At 72.5% G+C, this 16,400-nt stretch carries 12 protein-coding genes and 1 pseudogene; 8 read left to right on the top strand and 5 right to left on the bottom strand.

Annotation, left to right across the window (positions count from 1 at the left end; genetic code table 11):
- The first annotated feature begins 23 nt into the window (after window positions 1–23).
- The 3 genes from AB0C12_RS29875 to AB0C12_RS29865 all read left to right on the top strand — a co-directional run bounded on the left by AB0C12_RS29875 (window position 24) and on the right by AB0C12_RS29865 (window position 4,941).
- Window positions 24–1,346 carry an SWIM zinc finger family protein gene (locus tag AB0C12_RS29875; protein ID WP_360553169.1) on the top strand — a complete coding sequence of 441 codons (1,323 nt, stop codon included), beginning with the start codon at window positions 24–26 and terminating at the stop codon, window positions 1,344–1,346.
- Window positions 1,343–4,066, top strand: coding sequence for a DUF6493 family protein (locus AB0C12_RS29870; protein ID WP_360553168.1), 2,724 nt, complete (start codon window positions 1,343–1,345; stop codon window positions 4,064–4,066). Before AB0C12_RS29875 ends, AB0C12_RS29870 begins: the two co-directional genes overlap by 4 nt.
- Window positions 4,067–4,347: 281 nt before the next feature.
- Window positions 4,348–4,941 (top strand): DUF305 domain-containing protein, encoded by a 594-nt coding sequence (locus tag AB0C12_RS29865; RefSeq protein ID WP_360553167.1) that lies wholly within the window; start codon window positions 4,348–4,350, stop codon window positions 4,939–4,941.
- 69 nt (window positions 4,942–5,010) lie between these two features.
- Here AB0C12_RS29865 and AB0C12_RS29860 read toward each other — a convergent pair whose 3' ends face one another.
- The gene (locus AB0C12_RS29860) at window positions 5,011–6,411 is read right to left on the bottom strand and encodes a DUF1996 domain-containing protein (RefSeq protein WP_360553166.1); all 1,401 of its coding nucleotides are present in this window, start codon (window positions 6,409–6,411) and stop codon (window positions 5,011–5,013) included.
- Between the two features lie 232 nt (window positions 6,412–6,643).
- Between AB0C12_RS29860 and AB0C12_RS29855 the strand changes: the two genes are divergently transcribed.
- Complete coding sequence (locus AB0C12_RS29855) at window positions 6,644–7,702, top strand: LacI family DNA-binding transcriptional regulator (protein ID WP_360553165.1); 1,059 nt, start codon at window positions 6,644–6,646, stop codon at window positions 7,700–7,702.
- Between the two features lie 51 nt (window positions 7,703–7,753).
- Here AB0C12_RS29855 and AB0C12_RS29850 read toward each other — a convergent pair whose 3' ends face one another.
- Window positions 7,754–8,854 (bottom strand): ionic transporter y4hA, encoded by a 1,101-nt coding sequence (locus AB0C12_RS29850; RefSeq protein ID WP_360553164.1) that lies wholly within the window; start codon window positions 8,852–8,854, stop codon window positions 7,754–7,756.
- A gap of 106 nt (window positions 8,855–8,960) precedes the next feature.
- Here AB0C12_RS29850 and AB0C12_RS29845 point away from each other — a divergent pair, with 106 nt between their 5' ends.
- Entirely contained in the window at window positions 8,961–9,968 is a 1,008-nt protein-coding gene (locus AB0C12_RS29845; protein ID WP_360553163.1) for a glutathione S-transferase C-terminal domain-containing protein, read from the top strand.
- A 31-nt stretch (window positions 9,969–9,999) separates the two neighbouring features.
- Window positions 10,000–10,800 carry an SAM-dependent methyltransferase gene (locus AB0C12_RS29840; protein ID WP_360553162.1) on the top strand — a complete coding sequence of 267 codons (801 nt, stop codon included), beginning with the start codon at window positions 10,000–10,002 and terminating at the stop codon, window positions 10,798–10,800.
- Window positions 10,801–10,834: 34 nt separating this feature from the next.
- Here AB0C12_RS29840 and AB0C12_RS29835 read toward each other — a convergent pair whose 3' ends face one another.
- Window positions 10,835–11,350, bottom strand: coding sequence for a MarR family transcriptional regulator (locus AB0C12_RS29835; RefSeq protein ID WP_360553161.1), 516 nt, complete (start codon window positions 11,348–11,350; stop codon window positions 10,835–10,837).
- Window positions 11,351–11,442: 92 nt separating this feature from the next.
- On the opposite strand from AB0C12_RS29835, the pseudogene AB0C12_RS29830 reads away from it, so the two are divergent.
- Window positions 11,443–12,252: pseudogene (locus AB0C12_RS29830) on the top strand (EamA family transporter); the annotation flags it as partial.
- 21 nt (window positions 12,253–12,273) lie between these two features.
- Here AB0C12_RS29830 and AB0C12_RS29825 read toward each other — a convergent pair.
- Window positions 12,274–12,918 (bottom strand): NAD-dependent epimerase/dehydratase family protein, encoded by a 645-nt coding sequence (locus AB0C12_RS29825; protein WP_360553160.1) that lies wholly within the window; start codon window positions 12,916–12,918, stop codon window positions 12,274–12,276.
- Window positions 12,915–13,484, bottom strand: a complete 570-nt coding sequence (locus AB0C12_RS29820) for a TetR family transcriptional regulator (RefSeq protein WP_360553159.1) — start codon at window positions 13,482–13,484, stop codon at window positions 12,915–12,917. Before AB0C12_RS29820 ends, AB0C12_RS29825 begins: the two co-directional genes overlap by 4 nt.
- Window positions 13,485–13,553: 69 nt before the next feature.
- Here AB0C12_RS29820 and AB0C12_RS29815 point away from each other — a divergent pair, with 69 nt between their 5' ends.
- Window positions 13,554–16,394: an SWIM zinc finger family protein gene (locus AB0C12_RS29815; RefSeq protein ID WP_360553158.1), complete on the top strand. Its 2,841-nt coding sequence runs from the start codon at window positions 13,554–13,556 to the stop codon at window positions 16,392–16,394.
- Window positions 16,395–16,400: the final 6 nt, after the last annotated feature.

Here is a 16,400-nt window from a genome sequence, read left to right as displayed (position 1 = left end):
TACCCCTTCTCTACCTTCTCCGCATGGTCTCCGCGACGTACTCCTACCTCGGCTCCTCGGATCTGGTCCCGGCCGGCGGGCTCACGTTGCAGACCTGCGGTGGACCGGCGGCGCACCCGAGGTTCTTCACCGGCTTCCTGACCGAGCCGGGTGCCACGGCCACTGGGCTGCTGGCCGTCGCGGAGGTCGCCCGCAGCCGCTATTTCCGGCCGTTCGACCCGGCCAGCCTGGACCCGGTCGTCACCGCCGGGACGGACAGGTTGCGCTTCGAGTCGTTCTCCGGCTGCTGCGGCGTCTACGCGCGCCTGGACGTGCTGCCGCCCGGCATCGACGGCGAGATCACCGCGCACGGCACCACCAACATCGACGTCAACCCGCCGCTGCAACGCGCACTGACCCGGGTCGGCCGCGTCGACCCGCTGCACCTCGCGGTCGGGCCCGACGACTTGACGGTGTCCACGTTCGACGGCCCTCTCGTCGAGCGCAAGGTGCCGCTGCCGTCCCGCTGGCTGCGCGGCTTCGCCGAGGCGCAGGTGCTGACGTCGCGCTTCGAACCGCGCGCCGAGATCGGCGTGGCCGAGGCCCGCGCCCTGCTCCACCGCCTGACGGCGGGCGACCGCTCGGTGCTGTGGGCGCTCCCCGCCGGCCGTTCGCTGCGCCTCACGTCCCGGCCGGTGCCGGGCGCGATCTGCCTGCCCGGCGCGGGCCGGCTGGTCGCCCTCAGACCTTTCCTGCGGTATGCGACCGGTCTGCGCGTCCACGGCCCGGCGGTGGCGACCGGCAGTGGCCCGGTGGCCAGCACCTGGGAGCTGAGCATGCCCGCGCTGCGGCTGTCCCTGACGTTGTCACCGGAGCCGCACCGGGGTTTCTCCGGCGAGGGCGCGGTCCTGGAGTCGCTGGCGAGCGACGCGGCGGCCGACGATGCCGAGCTCATCAGCGCGCTGCTCTCCTGGGATCCGACGATCGACGTCGACGCGCTGGCGACAGCGGCCGGCCTCGGGACCCAGCGGGTGCGCGACGCGTTGACGCAGCTCGGCACGGCGGGCCGCGTCGGCTATGACGTGGCCGAGGCGGGCTACTTCCATCGCACCCTGCCGTACGCGGCCGACGTGGTGGAGCGGATGAACCCCCGGCTGGCCGGCGCCCGGGCCCTGATCGCCGCGGGGGCGGTGGAGGTGACCGGAGACGTCGCAGTCGTGCGGAGCGGTGACGACACCTACCACGTGCGCCTCGCCGACGACGTGCACTCGTGCACCTGCCCCTGGTGGGCGAAACACCGAGGGGAACGAGGGCCGTGCAAACATGCGCTGGCCGTACGCATCGTCCACGCGGGAGGTCCGGCGTGAGCCTGGAATGGGAGACGCTCGACCGCCTCACCGGCGAGGGCGAGATCGACCGGCTCGCCGGGCTGTTGCTCGACGCGGAGGAAACGCAGCGGCGGGCGTTCGCCAAAGAGTTCGAGGCCCGGATCAAGGCGATGACCGCCGACGACTGGCACCGCCCCCGCCACGATCCGGCCCGGGGCTACGCCCTGATCGCGATCGCGTGCTTCGCGTCCGCCGCCAAGACGGCGGCCCTGCTCATCCGGCCGGTCATCCGGGAAGGCTGGGGCCGGCTCCCCGCCGACCGGTTCATCGCGATCGCCCGGGCCCGGCAGCTGCCGTGGCTGGGCGACCTCGGCACCCGGCTGGCGGCCCGGGTGCGCCCCGACGACTCATGGACCGGTCAATGGCAGTTCCCCGCCGCCCTGTTGCGCGCGGCGGACGCGGACCCACCGACCAGCGAGGCAATGGTGCGCGGCTGGCTCGCCGAGCTGCTGCGGTTCCGGGATGAGCGCCGGCCGAACCGGCTGGTCGACCGCCTCCGCGACAGCCCGTACCTCGACCTGTTCCTGCCCGCGCTCTTCACCATCGACGGCCTCGGCAACGCGTTGAACGAAGGGCACTTCGCCGAGGCGGACGGCAGCTGGCAGAGCACCCCGCTGTTCCCGCGCGCCACGGCCCAGCTCGTCGCCGAGGGCCGGCTCGACCGTCGGCAGATTCTCGACGCCACCGTGGATCGGCTGGTCCGCGGCGACCGGCCGGCTGCCCTGCGCCCGTTCACCCTGCTGCTCGAAGCCCTGGCCTCGACGAACGACGAGGTGGCCGGTCACGCCCCCGACTACGCCCGGCTGCTGCCCGACGCACCGTCACCGATCGCCACCATGGCCCAGCGCGCCCTGCGCGGCCTCGACGAAGAGGGCCGCCTCGAGCTGGAGACAGTCCTGGAAGCGAGCCGGTCGGTGCTGGTGCGCAAGGAAAGGTCTCTGGTCAAGGCTCAGCTCGTGTGGCTGGAGAGGGTCGCTCGGCGGGAGCCGGACCGCGTCGGTGAAGTGATGGAGGTGGCGGCCGTCGCCTTCGAGCACCCGGCGCTCGATGTTCAGGAACGGGCGCTGACCCTGGTCGGCCGGCATGTCACGGGGCTGCCTCCGCTCGTGGTGACCGCTCTTGCCGAGGCCGCAGCCGGCCTTCCGGGCGCTGCCACTGTCTTCGGCCCGGCCGCCGGCACCTCGGACCAGTCCGGGCTCATGAGCGCAGGCGCCATCAGTTCGGGCGCTCCCGGATCAGTCGGCTCTCCTGGGGACCCTCCATTGGCCGCACAGGTGCCGCCGGCCGTCATGCCGCCGCCGATCGCGAGCGCGGCGGAGCTGGCCGAGGAGGTGGTCGCCCTCATCAGCGAGGAGTCCGGCGTCCGGTGGGAGCGCGTGCTCGCGGGCATCGTCACCCTGCACGCCGCCGGGCAGACGTCCGACCTCGCCGACGTCTTCGAGCCGGTGTTCGACCGCCACCCGGATGCCTTCGGCGATCAGCGCTGGAACCACCGGCCACGCCTGGTCTTCCTCGGCGAGGCGCTCTGGAGCGTCATCGACCCGAAGCGACACGGCCGCGCCTGGGAACGCATGGTCGCGGCAGTGCGCGCCACCCGCGAGGAAGACCCGTCCCACGGCAATCCCCTGATCGCCACCCCGAACGGCGTGCCGGCGCTGCGCATCGCGGAGCTGGCGGTGGAGGTGACGCGCGCGCCGGTGGCGGAGTTGTTCGCCACCCCGACGCACGTCAACGGCAGCCTCGACGCCGAGGCTCTGCTGGACCGGCTCGTCCGGGCCGAGTCACAGGGCCGGCAGCCATGGCCCACCGACTTCGAACAAGCCCTGTTACGAGTTCCCCGCCAGGTTGACGCCTCGGTCCGGCAACGGGCCCGGGCTCTGACCTCGCCGGCCGGACACCAGTTCGCCGGGTGGCTGGCCGGCGGCGGCCTGCCCGACCCGGTGAGCACCCGCTTCGAGCAAAGGTCCGTCGCTTCGGCCCCCGATGTCCTGCTCCAGGAGATCGCCGGTCGCCGCGTCATGGCGAATCTCCGCCCGGCCCGCACCGCCGGACCGCTCGAAAATCACCTGACCCGGCTGGAACGCCGCCCCAAGCCGAACTACTTCGGCGCGGAACTGACCGGTGACGTCACCACCCTGGCCATGGTGCTCCCCCACCACCGGGAGATCATCGCGGCCTGGGCGCTGCCGGCCCTGGCCCGCCTGGCCGACCAGGACGGACGCGGCGGCGCGACGTTGCTCCCCACGCTGGCGGAGTGCACCGGCCTGCTCGGCCCGGCCCTGTCGCTGGCCCTGACCTACGTGTTCGGCGCCCGCCATGAGCAGGACCGGGTGGCGGGCGTGGACGCGTTCCTCGCGCTGACGGCGATCGGCGCACCGATCGCCTCGGCGATGGGAACGGACGTGGGCGATCTCTGCGCGGACGGCACGGTGAAGCTCAACCGGGTGGTGCTCGCCCTCGCCGACGCCCACCGCGCCGGAGCCTCGGCGGCGGTATGGGAGGTCCTGGTGACGGCCATCCCGCCGTTGCTGGTCCACGGGCCGCGCGGCCTGCCCGATCTGCTGGAGCTGGCCACGCAGGTGGCCTCGGCCATCGGCGTCAGGATGGAGGTCGCCGAGCTGGCGGGAGCAGCGGCGAAACCGGGAAGCTCGCGCCTGGCCAGGGAGGCGAGGCGCCTGCAGGCAACGCTCACGTCATGAACCGAGGCGAGCCGCCGCGACGACCTCGACCCGCCGCCCGTCCGGATCAGCTGACCGAGTGGAGGCCCCTGCGCGCCACAGCCTCGGTGGCGATGTGGCGCGCAGGGGAATTCTGTGGACCGGCCGCTTCGGGAGAGCGTTTTCCGGACTGAGTTGATTGTTGCCGCGGTGTTGCGGCCCGTCAATATCTTTTGGTTCCGGAACCGTGCCACAGCGGAATTCGAGATGGCGATATTGACAGGTCCTGCACCGCCGCAGAGACTGAGATGCTTCCTTTGTGAATGGAGTTCTTTGTGAGCGTCGCGCTGCGGGCAGTAGCGGGCAGCTGTCTACTGACCCTGCTGCTCGGTGCCGGCGCCTGTGACTCCGGGACGTCCACCACCGCCGCACCGCCGGTCGCCAGTTCGTCGGCCGCCGGTTTCTTCGGCGGCACCGACCTGGCCTGGGTCGAGATCACCATCGCCATGGACGAGCAGCTCCTGCCCCTGCTCGACCTGGCCCCCACGCACGCCTCGGATCCCGGCCTCCGATCCCTCGCAGCCGAGATCAGGACCACCCATGAGCAGGAGCTCGGCACCCTGCGCGGCCTGCACGACGAGGCGAAGCTGCCGTCCGAGAATCCGCACAAGGGCATGCCGATGCCGGGCATGGTGACCCCGGAGCAGGTCACCGAGGCCGCGGCCGCCCGGGGCGCCACCTTCGACAAGCTGCTCGCCCAGCACCTCGAGGCACATCTCGAGCAGGGCGTCAGACTCGCCGAGAGCGAGGGCAAAGCCGGCCTCGAGCCGCGGACCAAGGACCTCGCCGCTCAGGTGCTGGCCGGACGCCGGCAATTTCTCGCGCAGCTGCCGGCGACAAAATCCAGCGGGAAATAACTGTTATTTCGACACCACAAAATGGTCCGGGCGCCCGAACCGCGGCGCCCGGACCATTTCGTGTGACTGTTACGGCAGGACGTAGTTCTCGTTCAGGGCCGCACCCCGGTCCGGCTTGTACTGATCGAAGCCACGCGGGTCGCACTGCAGCCCGCCGTTGATGCAGTGGGTCACCAGGGCGTTCAGGGTCCGCGCGTCCCAGGCGTTGTAGAAGTCGTAGTGGAACGAGTACGCCCGCCCACTCGACAGCCGCACGTTCGCCATGGTGCCGCTCACCGGGAACGCCATCTTGAACTCGACCATCGGGACCGCCACCGGGTGGCTGGCCGGGCACACGCCGACCGTCGGGTACGCCATGTGGCTCTTGTGGTCCGGCGTGTCCAGGTGGATGCCGTCCCAGCAGCTCGGCGCCTGGTACCGGATGTTCAGCTGGGTACCGGCCGGGCAGTTCGCCGGGAAGTCCCAGTTGCGCACGCTGTCGCCGCACTCCCAGCCCTCGACCGCACCCGGCGCGTTCTTGAACTCGTCGAGGGTCGCCGACGGGCTGCCGACCACGTACCGCAGGCCCGGCGGGGACGGGCGCACGCTGCGGTAGTCGATCACGCCGCTCTTGTAGTAGATGACCTGGCGGCCCACCGGCTGCACGGCCGTGTCGCCGTTGAGCAGCGTCGGCATCCAGTAGCCGGTCTTGTCACCGGGCGTGATGCAGGAGGTGCCGCCGGCGTTGAGGCTGGCCAGCGTGGTCGCCGCGTTCGTCGTGGTGTTGCCCATGAACGTGTGCGAGTGCGAGGCGCCCGGCATGTTGGGGAAGACGATCGGGTCGTCCGGCAGGTTGGAGCGGCTCACCGAGCAGTTCGCCTGGAACTCGTGGTGGGTCGTGGGCGGGTTGGTCGCCGGTGGCGTGGCCGTCGACGGGGTCACCCCGGTCACGGGCGGGTTCGCCAGGACGTAGCCGCCGCCGGCCGGGGGTGTGCTGCTGCTCGTGCCGTACACCTTGAACTCGTACAGGGAGTAGCCGTAGCCGGTGCCGCGCTGGGTGCCGTACATGCGCACGTACCGGCCGGTGCCGTTGACCGTCAGGGTCTGGCTGCCGCCGGCAGCCGTCGTGGTGCTGTAGATGGTGGTCCAGGCGTTGCCGTCCGGCGAGGTCTGGATCTGGTACGCCTTCGCGTACGCCGCCTCCCACTGCAGCTGGACCTGGGTGATCGTGGCCGTGCTGCCCAGGTCGACCCGCAACCACTGGGGATCCGCCCACTGGCTGCCCCACCGGGTGTCCGTACGACCGTCGACCGCGGCCGCCGCCGGTGACTCACCGTTCTCCAGCGACGACGCGAGCGCCGGTCTTCCCTGCGACAGCAGGGTGTCGGCGGCCTGCGCCGACTGCACTCCGGCCACCAGCAGCGATCCCGCCACGGCGGCGACACCCAGCGGCGCGACGAGCCGCCTGAGCCGGCTTCTAGCTGTTCTCATGAGTTCTCCCACGGGGGTGAGGACGGATGGCACCACGGCCGGACGTACGGGGGATCGGCCGTCATAACTTGGAGAGCGCTTTCCGAAGTGTTACGCCGAGGTTGCTCGTACGTCAATATGCCCCGGTGGTTCCGGAACCCGAGGGCCTGGGAACGGGTCCGGAAGGCCAGGTCGGAGAGCGCTCTCCATCATGTGCTATAAAAACTGTTATGCAGACCCGGAGCCTCACCCCATGACCGCCGGCACCCGGCGGTTGCCGGTCGGCGAACGGTTGCCGACGCTGGAGGACGTGGCCCGGGTCGCCGGCGTCTCCCGGGCGACCGTCTCCCGGGTGATCAACGGCATCCGCAACGTGGACCCGCAGCTGCATGAGATGGTGTGGAACGCGGTCGGCCAGACCGGCTACGTGCCCAATCGGCTGGCCCGTTCGCTGGTGACCCGGCGCACCGGCACGGTGGCCCTGGTCGTGTCCGACTCGGAGTCGCACGACGACGACCCGTTCATGGGCCGGTTCTTCGCCGACCCGTACTTCGGCCGGGTCGTCGGCGGCCTGATGAGCGTGCTGCGCGCGGCCGGCATCCAGCTGGCGCTGCAGATCGTCGGCACCGAGGAACAGCGCACCCGGCTGGTCGGCGACCTGCGCCACGGCCAGGCCGACGGCGTGATCGTGCTGTCGCTGCCGGGCCACGACCCGCTGCCCCGCATGCTCACCGACGCCGGCGTGCCCGCGGTGATGATCGGCCGCCCGGCGGACCCGGTGCCGATCAACTACGTGGACCTGGCCAACGACACCGGCGCGTCGCTGGCCGCCGACCACCTCGTCGGCCGCGGCTGCCAGCTGGTGGCGATGATCTCCGGCCCGGCGGACGTGCCGGCCAGCAACGACCGGATCACCGGCTTCCGCCGCTCGATGGCCCGGCACGGGCACGCCTGGGTGCCGCTGGCCTCGGGAAACTTCACCCAGGAGAGCGGCGAGCAGGCGATGCGCGCCCTGCTGGCCGAGCACTCGCAGGTGGACGGCGTCTTCGTGGCCAACGACCTGATGGCGCTCGGCGCCCTGCTGGCCCTGCGCGACGCGGGCCGCCGCGTCCCGGAGGACGTGGCAATGGTCGGCTTCGACGACAGCAGCGCGGCGGTGGCGGCGAACCCGGCCCTGACGACGGTGCGGCATCCGCTGGAGGACATGGCCGCGGAGAGCGCACGCCTGCTGATGGCCCGGATCGAGGACCCGACCATGCGCATCTCATCGGTGATCTACGAGCCGACGCTGGTGCTGCGCCAGTCGGCCTGAAGCGGTGCGTCCCGCCGCCACGGGGGCGCGGCGGGACGCACCCACCGCCGGCTACGGGCTGGCCGCCAGGAAGAGGAACGCCGCGAGCAGTCCCAAGTGGATGCCGCCCTGCAGCACGTTGGCCCGGCCCGGGACCACGGTCAGCGTGCCGACCACCACCGTCAGGGCCAGCAGCACCATCTGGGTGCCGCCCAGGCCGAGCAGCAGCGGACCCTCCAGCCAGATCATCGCGATGGCGATCGCCGGGATGGTCAGGCCGATGCTCGCCATCGCCGAACCCAGGGCCAGATTGAGGCTCGTCTGCATGCGGTCACGGGCTGCCGCCCGTACCGCTGCGATGGTCTCCGGCAGCAGCACCAGCAACGCGATCACCACGCCGACCACCGCCTGCGGCATGCCGGCCGCCGCCACCGCCGATTCGATCGACGGGGAGACGCCCTTGGCCAGGCCGACGACCGCGATCAGCGCGACCAGCAGCAGGCCCACGCTGGTCAGCGCCGCCCGGCGGGTCGGCGGTTCGAGGTGGTCCTCCCCCGTGATGATCTCGCCGGCCGTCGTGATCGGCAGGAAGTAGTCGCGGTGCCGGTGGGTCTGCACCAGCACGAACAGCAGGTAGAGCCCGAGCGAGGCCACCGCGGCGAAGCCGAGCTGGGCCGGGGAGAACTGCGGGCCCGGGCGGCTGGTCGTGAAGCTGGGCAGCACCAGGCTCAGGGTGGCGATCATCGCCACCGCGGCCAGGGCGCCGCCGGTGCCCTCGGAGTGGAAGACGGCCACCCGCCGGCGGATCGCGCCGACCAGCAGGGACAGGCCGAGGATGCCGTTGACGGTGATCATCACGGCCGCGAAGACCGTGTCGCGGGCCAGCGCCTGCGCCTTGTCGCCGCCGCTGATCATCAGCGTCACGATGAGGGCGACCTCGATGATGGTCACGGCCACGGCCAGCACCAGCGACCCGAACGGCTCGCCGACCTTGTGGGCGACCACCTCCGCGTGGTGCACCGCGGCCAGCACGGCCCCGGCCAGCAGCAGACCGCTGATGATCACGGCCGGCGGCGGCAGGTCGCGGCCCCACGTCAGGATGAGGGCGGCGACGGCGAGGATCGGGACCCAGGCCGTCCAGCGGGCGAGGTAACTCGTGATCTTCGCGTTCATCTGTCAACCCTGCCAGAAAACCGGCTCCCGCGCCCTGCGACCAGCGTCTCCCCGGAAATTGCCGCGTTGACGTTGCCGCACCCCGCTGCCGGGGCACGATAACCCCATGGCCTACGTCAACCCGTCCGGTGAGTTCTCCCGCGACCAGCGTTACATCGCCACCCGGATCACGGCCGACGGCCGTGACGGCTATCCCGTCGAGCCCGGCCGCTACCGGCTGGTGGTCAGCCGCGCCTGCCCGTGGGCCAACCGGGCGATCATCGTACGGCGGCTGCTCGGGCTCGAGGACGTGCTGAGCATGGGCATCGCCGGCCCGACGCACGACGAGCGCAGCTGGACCTTCGACCTCGACCCCGGCGGCCGGGACCCGGTGCTCGGCATCGAACGGCTGCAAGAAGCCTTCTTCGCCCGGTTCCCCGACTACGACAAGGGCATCACCGTGCCGGCGATCGTGGACGTGCCGACCGGGCAGGTGGTCACCAACGACTTCGCCCAGATCACCGTCGACCTGAGCCTGGAGTGGAAGAAGTACCACCGCGAGGGCGCCCCGGAGCTGTATCCGGAGCACCTGCGCGAAGAGATCGACAAGGTGAACAAGTTCGTCTTCGCCGACGTCAACAACGGCGTCTACCGCGCGGGCTTCGCGGGCACCCAGGAGGCCTACGAGAAGGCGTACCACCGGCTCTTCGACCGTCTCGACAAGCTCTCCGAGCTGCTGTCCGGCCGGCGCTACCTGGCCGGCGACACGATCACCGAGGCCGACGTGCGGCTGTTCACCACGCTGGTGCGCTTCGACCCGGTCTACCACGGCCACTTCAAGTGCAACCGGCAGAAGCTCGCCGAGATGCCGGTGCTGTGGGCGTACGCGCGAGATCTCTTCCAGACGCCCGGCTTCGGGGACACGATCGACTTCGTGCACATCAAGCAGCACTACTACGAGGTGCACCGCGACATCAACCCGACCGGGATCGTGCCCGCGGGCCCCGAGCTGGGCAACTGGCTCACCGAGCACGGGCGTGAGGCGCTCGGCGGCCGGCCGTTCGGTGACGGCACCCCGCCCCCGCCGCCCAAGGACGCGGAGGTCGTTCCCACCGGGCACGGAGCCGCCGCATAGGATCTCCTCCGGTGTCCATTCTGGAGGTCCCGTGAGCGACCAGATCGACAGCACGACCGCGCAGCCCGCCCGCCGGTACAACTACTGGCTCGGCGGCAAGGACAACTTCGCGGTCGACCGGGCGTCCGGCGACGAGATCCTCAAGACCTTCCCGACGGCCCGGCTGGCCGCGCTGGAGAACCGCCGCTTCCTGCAGCGGGCCACCCGCTACCTGGCCGCGGAGGCGGGCATCCGGCAGTTCCTGGACATCGGCACGGGCCTGCCCACGGCGGACAACACCCACGAGGTGGCGCAGCGCATCGCGCCGGAGAGCCGGGTCGTCTACGTCGACAACGACCCGATGGTGATGGTGCACGCCCGGGCGCTGCTGACCAGCACGCCCGAGGGCCGCACCACGTACATCGAGGCCGACCTGCGGTCGCCCGAGCAGATCCTGACCGATCCCGACCTGCGGGCGACCCTCGACCTGGGCGAGCCGGTCGCGCTGATGCTGGTCGCGGTGCTGCACTTCGTCCAGGGGTACGGCGCCGGCCGGCCGATCGTCCGTACGTTGATGGACGCGCTGCCCAGCGGCAGTTTCCTCGTGGTGACCAACGCGACGAAGGACCCGCTGCCCGCGAAGATGGCGGCGGACTACGACGCGGCGCTGGCGGCCGGGGTCACCAACATCTGGCCCCGGGACCGCGCCGAGTTCACCGACCTGTTCACCGGGCTGGAGCTGGTCGACCCGGGCGTCACCCCGGTCAGCGAGTGGCGCGCGGAGTCCGGGCCGGAGCCCCGCCCGAACCCGGCCCACATCGCCATGTACGGCGCGGTCGCCCGCAAGCCTTAGGGGGTGCCTCGTGGGTCATGGCCCGCCGCGGCCGTCATGATCCACCAGCCGTTCCCCGGCCTTCGTGCGGCTCCAGGGCCGCTCTGAGCAGGTCGGCCAGCCGGCGCTGGTCGGCCGGTGGCAGGTGGCTCAGCAGGCTCTGCTGCCGGGCCAGACCGGCAGCCACGGCCCGGTCGACGACGTCGATGCCCTTCGGGGTCAGCCGGACCAGCACGCCGCGGCGATCCGAGGGGGACGGGCGGCGTCCGGCCAGGCCGGCCTTCTCCAGCCGGTCCAGCCGCGCGGTGGTGCCGCCGGTGCTGAGCATCATCGAGGCGGCCAGGGCCCCCGGCGACAGCTCGTACGGCTCCCCCGACCGGCGCAGCGTGGCCAGCACGTCGAACTCCGCGCGGCCGATACCGAAGTCCGCGTACGCCCGTTCGCCCTCGTCGCCGGCGATGCGGGCGAGCCGGTAGATCCGGCCGAACACCGCCATCGCCGTGGTGTCCAGGTCAGGGCGCTCGCGGTGCCATTGCTCGGTGATCCGGTCGACGCCGTCGGGGTGAGCCACCACCCCATTCTCTCGATGTCGAGCTTCTTGACAAGAAGGCGGTTCCGAGCAAGTCTCTTGATGTCGAGATACTTTACGTCGAGGGAGTTCGGATGCGCCCGCCGGTTCTGCTGGTCACAGCCCTGACCCCGGTCGTCTGGGGCACCACGTACGCCGTCACCACGGAGTTCCTGCCACCCGGACGGCCCCTGCTCGCCGCCGCACTGCGCGCCCTGCCCGCCGGGCTGCTACTGGTCGCCCTGACCCGCCGGCTGCCCCGCGGCGACTGGTGGTGGCGCTCGGCGGTGCTCGGGACGCTCAACATCGGCGTGTTCTTCGCCCTGCTGTTCGTCAGCGCGTACCGGCTGCCCGGCGGGATGGCGGCAGTGCTCGGCGCGGCACAACCACTGCTGGTCGCCGGGCTGACCGTGCTGCTGCTGGCCGAGCTGGTCGCGCTGAGGACGGTGCTGGCCGCGGTCGTCGGCGCGGGCGGGGTCGCGCTCGCCGTGCTGACCGCCGAGGCCCGGCTCGACCCGATCGGGCTGCTGGCCGGGCTGGCCGGGACGGCGTCGATGGCGCTCGGCCTGGTGCTGACCAAGCGCTGGGGACGCCCGGACGCCTCGCTGCTCACGACCACGGGCTGGCAGCTCACCGCGGGCGGGCTGCTCCTCACCCCACTGGCGCTCGGCGTCGAGGGGCTGCCGGCCACGCTCACCGGCGCCAACATCGCCGGGTACGCGTACCTGTCGCTGGTCGGCACCGCGCTGGCGTACACGATCTGGTTCCGCGGCCTGGACCGCCTGCCCGCGGCCCGGGTCTCGCTGCTCGCGCTGCTCTCGCCGGTGGTGGCGACCGCCGTCGGGTGGGCCGCCCTGGGTCAGGCGCTCACCTCGGTGCAGGTGCTGGGCATGCTGCTCGCCTTCGGCGCGGTGCTGGCCGGGACGTCAGCGCAGGTCCGCGTTCTCCACGATGCGGGTGGCGAAACCCGTGCGCGCGGCCCGGAGCATGGCCCGGCCGAGCCGGTCGGTGCTGGTCACGTACTTCGGCGCGATCTTGAACAGCACCGGGATCAGCGGCGCGGTGAGCGCGTAGGTCACCCGGTAGATGCCGGTCTTCGAGGTGGCGCCGTGGGTCGGCTGGATGAAGCCGGGACGGAAGCCGTACCCGTTCGGAAAGGTCTTGATGACCTCGATCTCCGTCCGCGCCTTGACCCGCGCCCACATCTGCCGGCCATCGGGCTTGGTCCCCGCGCCTGACACGTAGATGAAGGTCATCCCGGGGTTCAGCCGGGCGAGCATGTGCGCGGCCGCGACCGGATAGTCGTACGAGACCTTCGTGTACGCCGCCTCGTCGAGCCCGACCGAGGAGACGCCGAGGCAGTAGAAGCAGGCGTCGTAGCCGCGCAGCTCGTCCTCGATCGGCGTCAGGTCGGCGAAGTCGGCCAGGGTGACCTCGCGCAGCTTCGGGTGCCGCACCCCGGTGGGCCGGCGCCCGACGGACAGCACCTGCTCGACGTCGGCGGCCAGCAGGCTCTCGCGCAGCGCGCCCTGACCGACCATGCCGGTCGCGCCGAAGATGATGACCTTCATGTGGTGTCCTTCGCGGTGAGGATCCGGACGCTCTCGACAACCGTCCGGCGGCGTACGGCGAGGCCATCGGGCCCCGCGGTGTGGGTCAGGGCCAGATTCGGCGAGCCGAGCAAGGACAGGCCGGTGACCAGGGCCAGGAGTTCCCCGGGCGGGAAGCGGTCGCTGATCCGGCCGGCCCGCTGCGCGGCCGCGACGGCGGCGACCTTCTGCTCGTTCGCCGCGACGACGGCTGCCGGCATGGTCGCGCTGCCGCGCTCCAGGGAGTGCCACAGGGCCAGGCGCAACGCGTACGGCTGCTGCTGGATCCGGTCGAAGAGCCGGGCCGCGTAGCCGGGCAGATCGTCCGCATCGATCGGGACGTCCTCGACGGTGTCCACCACCAGGGCGTGGAACACGGCCTCGAACAGGTCCTCCTTGTTGCCGAAGTAGGAGTAGATCAGCGCCTTGTTGGCCATGGCGGCGGCCGCGATCCGGTCGACCCGGGCGCCGGCGATGCCCCGCTCGGCGAACTCGGTCGCCGCGGCCTCCAGCAGCCGCCTCCTGGTGTCGTCAGCATCGCGCACCATGCCGCCAGCCTAACTGACTAACTAGTTAGTTGGCCGCATTCTGTCGTACCGGGCTTCTAGAGTGCGTCAGTGCCCGTTGAACGCTGGACTGCCGCCCAAGTCACCGCGCTCGCCCCCGACGCGAGCTCGCTGAAGGGTGCGCGCGGCGTGAGCAGCGCCACCAAGTGGCAGCAGACCGGGCTGCTCGGCGAGACGCTGTGGGGGCTCTGCCGAGGCAGCGGCCGGCAGCCCTACCAGGTGTGCGTCGACCTGGCGGGCCCGGCCTACAAGTGCTCCTGCCCGAGCCGGAAGTTCCCGTGCAAGCACGCGCTGGGGCTGCTGCTGCTCTGGGCCGAGGGCGGCGGGATCGAGCCGGCCACCCCGGCGCCGGCCTTCGTGACGGAGTGGCTCGCGGGCCGGGCGGCGCGGGCCGCACCCCGGCAGCCCGGGCCGGTGGACCCGGAAGGTGCCCGTAAGCGCGGGCAGCAACGCGCCGAGCGGGTCGCGGCGGGGATGGCCGAGCTGCGGCGCTGGCTGGACGACCAGGTGCAACAGGGCCTGGCCGGGGCCCAACAGGCGGGGCGCCAGCCGTACGAGACGATGGCTGCCCGCCTCGTGGACGCGCAGGCCCCCACGGTGGCCTCGGCGGTCCGGCGCCTCGGTGGCGCGGCGGGCATCGGCCCGCAGTGGGCCGACCGCCTGCTCGGCGGCCTCGCGATGATCCGCCTGCTGGTGGCCGGTCACGAACGCCTCGACACCCTGCCGCCCGCGCTGGCCGCCACGGTCCGGTCCCGGATCGGCTTCCCGGTGAGCCAGGAGGACGTGCTGGCGACGACGCCGGTCCGTGATCGCTGGCAGATCCTGGGCCAGGTCGACAGCGACGAGGGCGCGATCACCACTCGGCGCACCTGGCTGCTGGGGGCCGCGACCGGACGGTTCGCGCTGGTCCTGTCGTTCGCCGCGCCGGGCCAGTCCCTGTCCGCCGACCTCCTGCCGGGCAGCGTCATCGACGCGGCGCTCTGCTTCTATCCCGGGGCCGCGCCGCTGCGCGCACTCGTGCGCGAGCAGTTCGGCCCGCCGCGGCCACTGACCGCGCCGGCCGGCGCGGTGGGGCTGCGGGCCGCCCTGGCCGGCTGGGCCACCACGGTCGCGGCCGAGCCGTGGCGTTCCGACGCGCCGATGCTGATCGGCGGCGTCGCGCCCAGCGCCGACGGGTTCCTCACCGACGCCGCGGGCGAGTCGTTGCCACTGGCGCCCGGTCATCAAGAGCCCTGGTGGCTGCTGGCCGCGGCCGGCGGCGCACCGGCCACCGTCGCGGGTGAATGGTCACCCGCGGGGCTGCGACCGCTCGCCGCCTGGATCCACGGCCGGCACGTGTCGGCCACCGCACCGGCCCCCGGCCCGGCGACGGTACGCCGGCCCGAGCTGCCGGCCGACCTGCTGGCGGCGGCGCTGGTGGGGACGGCTCGGCGGCCGTGGGCTTCGCCGTCTGTCCACATCGGTGACCGCGCGCTGCACACCGGGGAGTCCTCGCTGCTGGAGGCGGCGGCGACCGCGCTGACGTACCGCCGGGCCGGTGTCACCCCGGAGTCCGGCCACGCGCCGGTCGAGCCCGCGCCCGCGGAGGTCGATGCACCGCTCCCGGAGGCCGCCGCGGCCCGGCTGATCCGGTTGCTCACCGACGGTGCGGCGCCCGGCGGCGCGCAGCAGGTGCAGGAGCTGCTGGCCCAGTGGCTCGCGGCGGCCGCCGCGCACGGCGGGCACGTGCCGCCCGAGACGCTGCCGGCGCTGCTGGACGCGGGCCGCCGCAACACGGCGATCCGCCCCGCGCTCGGCCAGGTGGCGGGCAACCGTGGTGCCTGGCTGGCCGGGATGCGGCCCGACTGGCGGTGGCTGCGCGACGAGGCTCCCGCGGCCGGGGTGCCCAGCGATCCGGAGGTGTGGGAGACCGGCACGGCGGGCGAACGGCTGGCGTACCTGTCGCGGCTGCGCGCTACCGATCCGGCCGCGGCGCTGGCTCTGTTGCGGAGCACCTGGCCGACGGAGGCGCCCGACGACCGAGCCCGTTTCGTGGCCGCTCTTGACACCGGCTTGTCCCTCGCCGACGACGCTTTCCTGGAGCAGGCGCTCGACGACCGCCGCAAGGAGGTCCGCGAGACTGCTCTCGACCTGCTGCAACGACTTCCCGGATCAGCGCTGGCCCGACGGATGTCGGTGCGGGCGCACGAGGCGGTGCGCTGGCAAGGCCGGCTCGTCGTCACCCCGCCCGCGGAGCTGACGCCGGAGCTGCGGCGCGACGGCGTGTCGGCCCAGCCGGCGCGCGGCACGGGAGTGCAGGCCTGGCTGCTGGAGGAGGTCATCGCCGGCACGCCGCTGAGCACCTGGACCGCCGCCTTCGACCGCAGCCCCGCCGCGGTCGTGGCACTGGCCCGCGGCCACGACTGGGAGAACCCGCTGCTGCACGGCTGGGCCAAGGCCGCCATCGTCCAGGCCGAGTCCGAGTGGGCCACGGCGCTCGTGTTCAACGACACCGGGGACGGCGCGGCCAAGCTGCGCGAGGCGGTGCGCTGGGATCTGCACCTGCTGCTGCCACCCGCGGACCTGGCCCGGATCGCCGCCGACTTCCTGCGCCGCGAGGACCACCTCGCCCACCGGCTGCTCGCGGTGCACCCGGGCGAATGGCCGGAGGAGCTGGCGGTCGCCGTGGTGGAGACGATCGCCCACCGCGCCCGGACGGACAAGCACAGCTGGCAGCTGGCGGAGCTGTGCCGGGCGGCCGCGCTGGCCATGCCGCCCCGGTATGCGGTGCCGGTGGCCCGGCTGGCCGAGGAGCTCGATCAGCAGCAGGGCGACGTGTCCCGGGTCCGGCCGGTGGCCGACCTGGCCCGGACCCTCGACTTCCGCTACGAGATGCTGCAGGAGCTGCGCTGACCGGCC

The organism is Actinoplanes sp. NPDC048967, from assembly GCF_040649415.1.
Taxonomy (GTDB): domain Bacteria; phylum Actinomycetota; class Actinomycetes; order Mycobacteriales; family Micromonosporaceae; genus Actinoplanes.
This window is presented reverse-complemented; position numbering and strand designations above follow the sequence as displayed.